This window comes from Phenylobacterium sp. (genome assembly GCF_030693805.1).
Taxonomy (GTDB): domain Bacteria; phylum Pseudomonadota; class Alphaproteobacteria; order Caulobacterales; family Caulobacteraceae; genus Phenylobacterium.
In genome coordinates this window covers 1-7,959 of record NZ_JAUXZW010000085.1, presented here as the reverse complement: position 1 = coordinate 7,959, position 7,959 = coordinate 1, and the positions used below count along the sequence as shown (strand labels likewise).

The 7,959-nt window shown below is 66.7% G+C and carries 8 protein-coding genes and 2 pseudogenes; 6 read left to right on the top strand and 4 right to left on the bottom strand.

What is annotated here, in order from left to right:
• The 5 genes and pseudogenes from Q8M88_RS03825 to Q8M88_RS03805 all read left to right on the top strand — a co-directional run.
• Positions 1 to 314, top strand: a pseudogene (locus Q8M88_RS03825) (phosphonate ABC transporter ATP-binding protein); the annotation flags it as partial.
• Positions 311 to 1,315 carry a phosphate/phosphite/phosphonate ABC transporter substrate-binding protein gene (gene phnD / locus Q8M88_RS03820; RefSeq protein ID WP_305594920.1) on the top strand — a complete coding sequence of 335 codons (1,005 nt, stop codon included), beginning with the start codon at positions 311 to 313 and terminating at the stop codon, positions 1,313 to 1,315. The pseudogene Q8M88_RS03825 and the gene phnD, both read left to right, overlap by 4 nt.
• Positions 1,316 to 2,128: a phosphonate ABC transporter, permease protein PhnE gene (gene phnE, locus Q8M88_RS03815; protein ID WP_305594919.1), complete on the top strand. Its 813-nt coding sequence runs from the start codon at positions 1,316 to 1,318 to the stop codon at positions 2,126 to 2,128. It abuts the gene before it with no gap.
• A 135-nt stretch (positions 2,129 to 2,263) separates the two neighbouring features.
• Positions 2,264 to 3,487: an OprO/OprP family phosphate-selective porin gene (locus tag Q8M88_RS03810; protein ID WP_305594918.1), complete on the top strand. Its 1,224-nt coding sequence runs from the start codon at positions 2,264 to 2,266 to the stop codon at positions 3,485 to 3,487.
• 60 nt (positions 3,488 to 3,547) lie between these two features.
• Positions 3,548 to 4,585: a substrate-binding domain-containing protein gene (locus Q8M88_RS03805; protein WP_305594922.1), complete on the top strand. Its 1,038-nt coding sequence runs from the start codon at positions 3,548 to 3,550 to the stop codon at positions 4,583 to 4,585.
• 84 nt (positions 4,586 to 4,669) lie between these two features.
• Here Q8M88_RS03805 and Q8M88_RS03800 read toward each other — a convergent pair whose 3' ends face one another.
• From Q8M88_RS03800 to Q8M88_RS03790, 3 genes and pseudogenes are all read right to left on the bottom strand, one after another.
• Positions 4,670 to 5,764, bottom strand: coding sequence for a glycosyltransferase family 1 protein (locus tag Q8M88_RS03800; RefSeq protein WP_305594921.1), 1,095 nt, complete (start codon positions 5,762 to 5,764; stop codon positions 4,670 to 4,672).
• 123 nt (positions 5,765 to 5,887) lie between these two features.
• Positions 5,888 to 6,061 (bottom strand): annotated as a pseudogene (locus tag Q8M88_RS03795) (TetR/AcrR family transcriptional regulator); the annotation flags it as partial.
• 56 nt (positions 6,062 to 6,117) lie between these two features.
• On the bottom strand, positions 6,118 to 6,933 hold the full coding sequence (locus Q8M88_RS03790; RefSeq protein WP_371132623.1) for a UDP-2,3-diacylglucosamine diphosphatase: 816 nt from the start codon (positions 6,931 to 6,933) through the stop codon (positions 6,118 to 6,120).
• 142 nt (positions 6,934 to 7,075) lie between these two features.
• Here Q8M88_RS03790 and Q8M88_RS03785 point away from each other — a divergent pair, with 142 nt between their 5' ends.
• The gene (locus tag Q8M88_RS03785; RefSeq protein ID WP_305594917.1) at positions 7,076 to 7,711 is read left to right on the top strand and encodes a TetR/AcrR family transcriptional regulator; all 636 of its coding nucleotides are present in this window, start codon (positions 7,076 to 7,078) and stop codon (positions 7,709 to 7,711) included.
• A 67-nt stretch (positions 7,712 to 7,778) separates the two neighbouring features.
• On the opposite strand, the gene Q8M88_RS03780 is transcribed toward Q8M88_RS03785, so the two are convergent.
• Positions 7,779 to 7,959 (bottom strand): hypothetical protein (locus tag Q8M88_RS03780; protein WP_371132622.1); only part of this gene is annotated, 181 nt, incomplete at its 5' end.

Below are 7,959 nucleotides of genomic sequence, written 5' to 3'. Positions count from 1 at the left end.
GTGCGGCGATCGCCCGCGCCCTGGTGCAGCGCGCGGAGGTGGTCCTGGCGGACGAGCCCGTGGCCTCGCTGGATCCGGTCTCGGCGCGCCGAGTGATGGAGACCTTGAGCGAACTGAACCGTGACGACGGCCTGACGGTGGTGGTCACCCTGCACCAGGTGGACTACGCGCTGCGATACTGCCGCCGGGTGGTGGCGCTGAAGGCGGGTCTGGTAGTCTATGACGGTCCGCCCAGCGGCCTCGACCGCGACCGGCTGGTCGATATCTACGGTCCGGAATTCGAAGACGTCTTCTGGGAAGGAGCGCCGCAATGAACCTGCGCCTGACGGCCGTCCTGGCCCTGGCCCTGCTGGCCGTGGCGGGCTGTTCGCCAAAACCGTCCGAGACCAAGGGCGAGACCCCGAAGGAGCTGACCTTCTCGATCCTGTCGGCGGAGAACCAGTCGTCGATGCAGCCGCTGTGGCAGCCGCTGATCGACGACATGTCCGCCAGCATCGGCATCAAGGTGAAGCCGTTCTTCGCCACCAACTACACCTCGCTGATCGAGGCGATGCGCTTCAACCAGGTGCAGGTGGGCTGGTTCTCAGCGCTGCCGGCGCTGGAGGCGGTGCGCCGGGCTGACGCCCAGGTGCTGGGTCGGGTGGTCGATTCCGGCGGCGTGGATTCCTACGAATCCGTGCTGATCGTGAAGAAGGGCAGCGGCATCACCCTCGATCGCGTCCTGAAGTGCGACAAGACGCTGACCTTCGGCCTGGGAGACGCGAAGTCGACCTCGGGCACGCTGGCGCCCAAGACCTACCTGTTCACGCCGCGAGGCATCGACGTCGCGGCCTGCTTCAAGTCCGTACGCTCGGCGAGCCACCAGGCGAACGTGTTCTCCGTGGCCAACGGCGTGCTGGACGTCGCCACGAACAACAGTGTCGGCCTGGTGTTCGCGGCGCGGGAGAATCCGGCGATCGCCGACAAGATCGAGACCATCTGGCGTTCGCCGCCTTTGCCTGAATCCTCGATCCTGGCGCGCAAAGACCTGGACCCGGCGATCCGCGAGAAGCTGCGGCAGTTTTTCCTGACCTACGGGACGGGCGACGGACCGGTGGCCGACAAGCAGCGCGAGGTGCTGAAGGGCCTCGCCTACGGCGGCTTCCGCGCCGCCGACGACAGTTACCTAGACCCGATCCGCGAGATGGAGGCCGGGGAGGCGCTGGCTGACGCCAAGCGCAGCGGCGATGCCGGCCGAGTGGCCACGGCGCAGAAGGCCTTCGACGACATCCGCGCCAAAGCCGCACAGCGCCGCGCGGTCAATCCAGACCTGTAGATGAGCACGCCCACGCCGCTTTCCGGGGGGATACCGCCCCCGCCCAGCCGCAGCCTGGCGCAGCGCGCGCCGGACATGCTGGTCTGGGGCGCGGTGATCGTGCTGCTGGTGATCAGCTTCAAGCCGGTGGAGATGTCCAACCTCGGCCGGCTGTTCTCCAACTCCGAGAACATGCGGCAGTACGGGGCCGAGCTGCTCCGGCCGGACTTCACTAACATCGGACTCTACGTCTCGCAGATGTGGCTGACCGTGCAGATCGCCATGTGGGGCACGGGTCTGGCGGTTTTGCTGGCGATCCCGTTCGGCCTGGTCTGCTCACGCAACATCTCGCCGCCCTGGCTGCAACAGCCGATGCGATTGCTGATGAACCTGCTGCGCTCGATCCCCGATCTGGTGATCGGCACCTTCTTTATCGTCGCCGTGGGACTGGGGCCGTTCGCAGGCGTCCTGGCGCTGGCGATCAACACCGGCGGCGTGCTGGCCAAGCTGTTCTCCGAGGCCGTCGAGGCGATCGACCGCGGACCGGTGGAAGGCGTCCGCGCCACGGGGGCCGCGCCGCTGCAGGAGGTGGTGTGGGCGGTGATCCCGCAGGTGGCGCCGCTGTGGGCGTCCTATGCGCTGTATCGGTTCGAATCCAACTCGCGCGCCGCGACCGTGCTGGGGCTGATCGGCGCCGGCGGCATCGGCCAGGTGCTGTTCGAGTCGCTGAACGCCTTCGCCTATCAGGAGCTGTCGACGATCATCATCGTGATCATCGTGGCGGTCTCGCTGATCGATCTCCTGTCGCAGGCCATGCGCAGCCGCCTGATCTGAACGATCGTCCGTAGACGGATCGACTGTCAGAAAACCGCAGCCGGTTTGTCGCGAAACCTTACGCGGACCGTCACGGGACGTCGTTAAGCCGCCCCTACCCTGAATGGGTACGGGGATAGGCAAAGGACTTCAAAAATGAATATCAAGACCTCGCTGTTCGGCGGGGCCGGCGCAGGCGTAATCCTGGCGCTTGGCCTCGGCGCGAGCGCGCATGCGCAGGACACCACGGTCGCCTGGAAGGGCGCGCCGCAATGGACCAACGACACCGTCACGTTCAAGGTGCGCGGCCGGGTCTATATGGATGCCATCCACCAGGAGGTCGATCGCCAAACGGGCGCAGATCTGACTGCCAATGTGTCGCGCGTTCGCACTGCACGCCTGGGCGTGGAGGGCACGTGGAATGCGAACTGGGCCTACAAAGCCGAAGCGTCGGTTTCTAGCGCTGGAGGCACTACGCAGTGGGAGGACCTGATCCTCGAATATAAGCCCAACGACACTACCTCGATAATGGTCGGCAATTTTAAGACCGTGTCGTTCGAGAACATCTCGTCCTCGCGCTACATCACTTTCATGGAGCGCGGACCCTTCAATGACGCGCTGGACGTCGGCCGTGTGATGAACGTCGCTGTGAAGCTAAACGGCGAGACGTGGACGGCGATGGCGGCGGTGTCTGGAGACTCGGTCAACGCAGCGGACCCGGCGCAAGGGCCGACCGGCGGCAGCGAGACCTTCGGTGCGAACGCGCGCGTAACGTGGGTTCCGATCAACGGCGACGCCACCAAACTGCACTTGGGCGCCTGGGCGCGTTATCGCGATCGCCAGGACCAAGCCAACTTCAACTACCAGGTCCGCAATAATACCAATTACGGCGCCCGCTACACCTCTAGCGGCGCGGTCGGCGTCTCGGACCGCATGATCGGTCTGGAGGGCTTGTTCATCCAAGGTCCATTCTCGGTCCAGGCCGAGTGGGCGAACGTGGATGTAGACCGGCTGGCAGGCCTTAATCAGGACTTCCGCACCTTCTATGTGGCCGGCTCCTGGTTCGTGACCGGCGAGATGCGAAACCTGGACGTCAAAAAGGGTGAACTTGGGCGGACCCGCATCCTCAACCCGATGACCAGCGGGGGGTTCGGCGCGGTGGAACTGGCCGCTCGCTACGACAACGTCGATCTGACGAAAATCACCGGCGCCCCAACCACGGCAGGCGAGTATTCAGCCTGGACGCTGGGCGCGAACTGGTATCCGCACCCCTACGTCCGCTTCATGGCGAACTATACGAAGTCCGAGAACGACAATCCGGCTGTCGGCGCTGACGTGGACGTCGAGACCCTGCAGTTTCGCGCGCAGTTCGACTTCTAGCTAAACCCCAGGCGGCTCTGCCTTAGGGGCAAGGCCGACCGTTTCGAGGAGAACCTCATGATCAAGCAACTGATGGGATGCGCCGCTGCCGCGGCCCTGCTCCTGCCGGCCACCGGGGCGCAAGCCGCCCGCGACTACGTGTGGGCGGCGGGATCGTCCACTGTCTTCCCGTTCGTGACGAGGGTGGCGGAGAACTACGCCAAGAAGACCGGCTCGAAGGCTCCCAAGGTCGAGAGCCTGGGCACCGGCGGCGGCATCAAGCTGTTCTGCAGCGGCGTCGGCGACGCCTTCCCGGACATCGCCAACGCCTCGCGGCCGATGAAGAAGTCCGAGTTCGACCAATGCGCCGCCAAGGGCGTGAAAGACATCGTGCAGATCAAGATCGGCTTTGATGGCATCGTCGTGGCCACCGACAAGGAAGGCCCGAGCTACAACTTCAAGCTCGAGCACCTTTACCTGGGCCTCGCCGCCAACGTCCTGCGCGGCGGCAAGTTCGTGCCCAACCCCTACACCACCTGGGATGAAGTCGGTTCGGGCCTGCCCGGCAACCGTATCCAGGTTTACGGCCCGCCGCCGACGTCGGGCACCCGAGACGCTTTCCTGGAACTGGGAATCGAAGCGGGTGCGCGCAAGTTCCCGACAGTCGATGAACTGCGCTCGAACAACGAGAAGAAGTTCAAGGAAATGGTCGATCCTCTGCGTAAAAACGGCTGGATCGACGCAGGCGAAAACGACAACGCCATCGTCCAGACCCTGACCAAGACGCCGGGCGCGCTGGGCGTGTTCGGCTACTCCTTCCTCGAGGAGAATATGGACAAGGTGAAGGGCGCGTCGGTCAACGGCGTGGCGCCGACGGCAGGCGCGATCTCCGACGGCTCCTACCCGCTGTCGCGCTCGCTCTACATCTACGTGAAGAAGGCCCATGTCGGCGTCACCAAGGGGCTGCCGGAGTTCATGCAAGAGCTAGTTTCGGACGCAGCGACCGGGCGTGGGGGCTATCTGCAGTCGCGGGGCTTGATCCCGCTACCCCAGAGCCAGCACGATGCCCAGAAGCAGGCCGTGGCCAAGCTCGCGCCGATGGCCCGCCCGACGTCCTGACGTCGATTGCGGTCTGATCTGACGAAGCCGCCGCGGTTCGCCCCGCGGCGGCTTTTTCGTTGCGCCGCCCCGGGGCGTCAGCGCTCAGGCGACCGAGGGCCGGCGGCGGACGCGGGCGAGGCGGCGCAGGCGTCGCCAGAACCGGGTCTTCTCCGGCTCCGGATAGGGCTGGAGGTTGCGCAGGAAATCCTCGGCGCAGGCGCGCCACGAGAAGGTCTCGGCGAAGGCGCGGACCACCGAACGATCCAGCTTCAGTGCGTCCAGACAGGCCTCGCGCAGGCCCTCGGTGGCGCTGTGGGCCAGAACGCCGGCGCCGGAGTTGGGGATCAGGTCGATCGGGCCGGGCGCCGGATAGGCCGCCACCGGCGTTCCAGCGGCCATCGCCTCGAGGATCACTAGGCCGAAGGTGTCGGTGAGCGACGGGAAGACGAACACATCGGCGCAGGCGAAGTGGGCGGCCAGTTCGTCCCCGAATTTGGCGCCGACGAACTTCGCGTCCGGATGCTCGACGATCAGGTCCTCGCGCTGCGGGCCGTCGCCGACCACCACCTTGGTTCCAGGCAGTTTGAGGCCGAGGAAGGCCTCGATGTTCTTCTCCACCGCGACGCGGCCGACATAGAGGAATACCGGCCGCTTGAGGCCCTCGAAGATGTCCGGCTCATGCTCGGCGCGCGGGTGGAAGCTGTTGGTGTCGACGCCGCGCGACCAGGCGGAGATGTTGCGGAATCCGTGGCGCGAGAGCTCGTCGCGCATGGTCGGCGTGGCGACCATCAAGCGGCCCGACGGCTTGTGGAACCATTTCATGTAGGCGTAGCCGGCGGCCAGCGGCAGCGGCAGGCGGGCGGACACGTATTCCGGGAAGCGGGTGTGGTAGCTGGTGGTGAACGGTAGCTTCCATTCCACGCAGATGCGCCGCGCGGCGAGGCCGATGGGCCCTTCAGTGGCGATGTGCACAGCCTCGGGCTCAAAGGCCTTGAAGCGTTCCTGCACCGGCTCATAGGCGCCCAGCGCCACCTTGATCTCCGGATAGGTGGGCAGCGGAAAGGTCTTGAACTGGTCGGGGCTGACCACCTCGACGGTGTGGCCCATCTCGCGCAGTTCCTGGACGACGCGGGTCAGGGTGCGCACGACGCCGTTGACCTGCGGCTCCCAGGCGTCGGTGGCCAGCAGGATGCGCATCGGGCGCTGGGCGTCCCGTGGCGCGGTGATCGCGTCGCGCAGGCGCGCGGGCCTGGGCCGCACGGGCGGCGCGTCCGCCTGGGCCGCCTGGGTCTGCAGCCAGGCCCAGAAGGCGCCCAGCAGCGCCTCCTTGGTGGGGAAGTGGCGATAGACGGTGCGCTCGCCGACGCCGGCCGCCTTGGCGACCTCGGCGTAGCTCAGGTCCTCGAGCGGGCCTGCCTCGATCAGGCGCGCCACGGCCCGCAGGATCTGTTCTCGGGTCGCGGCCTTCTGGCGATCGCGCAGGGTCGCGGGCATCGGCGTGATCATGGCAGGGGAACTGCCTTCAATTCGAGCAGGCTGTCAACGCAGCCTCAGGCGAGGGCCGGCTCCGGCTCGGCGTTCGCCAGGCCGCGCGCGGCGTGGACTGCGGCGAGGGGCCGCGCCTTGGCCCAGTCGAGGATCTCCAGCCGCCCGTCGTCGTGCTCGACCAGCGCGGTGCAGCTCTCCACCCAGTCGCCGTCGTTCACATAGAGCACGCCGTCGATCATCCGCATCTCGGCCTTGTGGATGTGGCCGCAGATCACCCCGTCGACGCCACGGCGTCGCGCCTCGTCGGCGAGCGCGGTCTCGAAGCCATCGATGAACTGCAGCGCATTCTTCACCCGGCCCTTCAGGTAGGCCGACAGGCTCCAGTAGCCGAGGCCGAGGCGCCGGCGCAGGCGGTTGAAGGTGGTGTTGGCGGCCAGCAGGGCGCAGTAGGCCGCGTCCCCCAGATGCGCCAGCCACGGCGCGTAGCGGACCACGCCATCGAACTCGTCGCCATGGGTGACCAGGAACCGGCGGCCGTCGGCGGTCTGGTGGATCGTGTCGCGCGCCACTACCACGCCGCCAAAGTGGATGCCGCAAAAGTCACGCACCTGATCGTCGTGGTTGCCAGGGATGTAGATCACTTCGACGCCGCGCCGGGCGAGGCGCAGGATCTTCTGCACCACATCGTTGTGGCTCTGCGGCCAGAACCAGCCGCGCTTCATCTTCCAACCGTCGACAATGTCTCCGACCAGATAGAGGCGGTCGAACTCGGTGAGGCGGATGAAGTCCAGCAGAAGCTCCGCCTGGCAACCACGCGTGCCGAGGTGGACGTCGGAAATGAACACGCTCCGATAACGCTGTAATCCGAAATCGGGCATGCCTCGCCTCTAAAGCCCTAATCTGCCTACGGGTTAAGCTGATTATGCGTCGCTTTCGTGAAACGGCAGCTCTGCGCTAGCGTGTCGCAGGGGAGGGCTGTAGAGGTTGGGGCGATCCTCCCCGATCGCTCGTTGTCATACGATGGACGCCAGAACCTATTCCCCCAAGCAAACGCCGAAATCCCGGCGTACACGAACACGCATTCTCGATGCAGCGATGAAGCTGTTCGCGGAGGTGGGGTACCACGCCGCGACCAATGGCCTGATCGCCGATGCGGCGAAGCTGACGCGTGGGGCGATGCTCTATCACTTCGCCGGACGCGAGGAGCTGGTTCAGGCCGCCGTCGCACACATCGAAGTCGAACGCGCGCGACTGTTCGAGGAAGCCGCTTCCAAGCCCGCCTCGCCGGGCGGCGACGCCACTGAGCAGGCGATCGACGCCTACTGGGCGCTGCTGCACACCGCGCCGTTCGTGGCCTTCGCCGAACTCGAATCTGCGGCGCGCACCGACCCGATGCTGCGCGAGCGGCTGTCGGCGGCGCAGAACGCTTTCGACCGCGCCCAGGTGGGCGAGCGCTTCCTGGCCCTGGCCCAAGCCGGCGGCGGTGCGCGATTCCAGGCCAGCCGCGACCTCGGGCGCTTCCTGCTGGAGGGCCTGGCGCGCGGCGCGCTGACCTACGATCAGGATGCGCGGCGCGAACGGCTGCTGGCGATCGTCAAGCGTGCAGTGCGGATGCTGAACCGCAAAGGCGACGTCCACGACCTCTGGCCCGAGTAGGGCGCCCTTTCCTCACTGACCTCATCCTCGGGACAAGCCGGGAATGACGCGCCGTGATCGTTGGGTCTCAGACCCTGATGTCGAGCAGCGAGCCTGGGCGCAGGATGCGGGTCGGCGCGGGCGCCTCCGGATCGGGGATCCGTTGGACGGCCGCGGGCGCCACGGCCTGAGCCTGGGCCGCGACCACCGGATTGGGCGCCGGCGCGCGGCCGAGCGCGGCCTCGAAGAACGCCCGCTGCGCGGCGTCG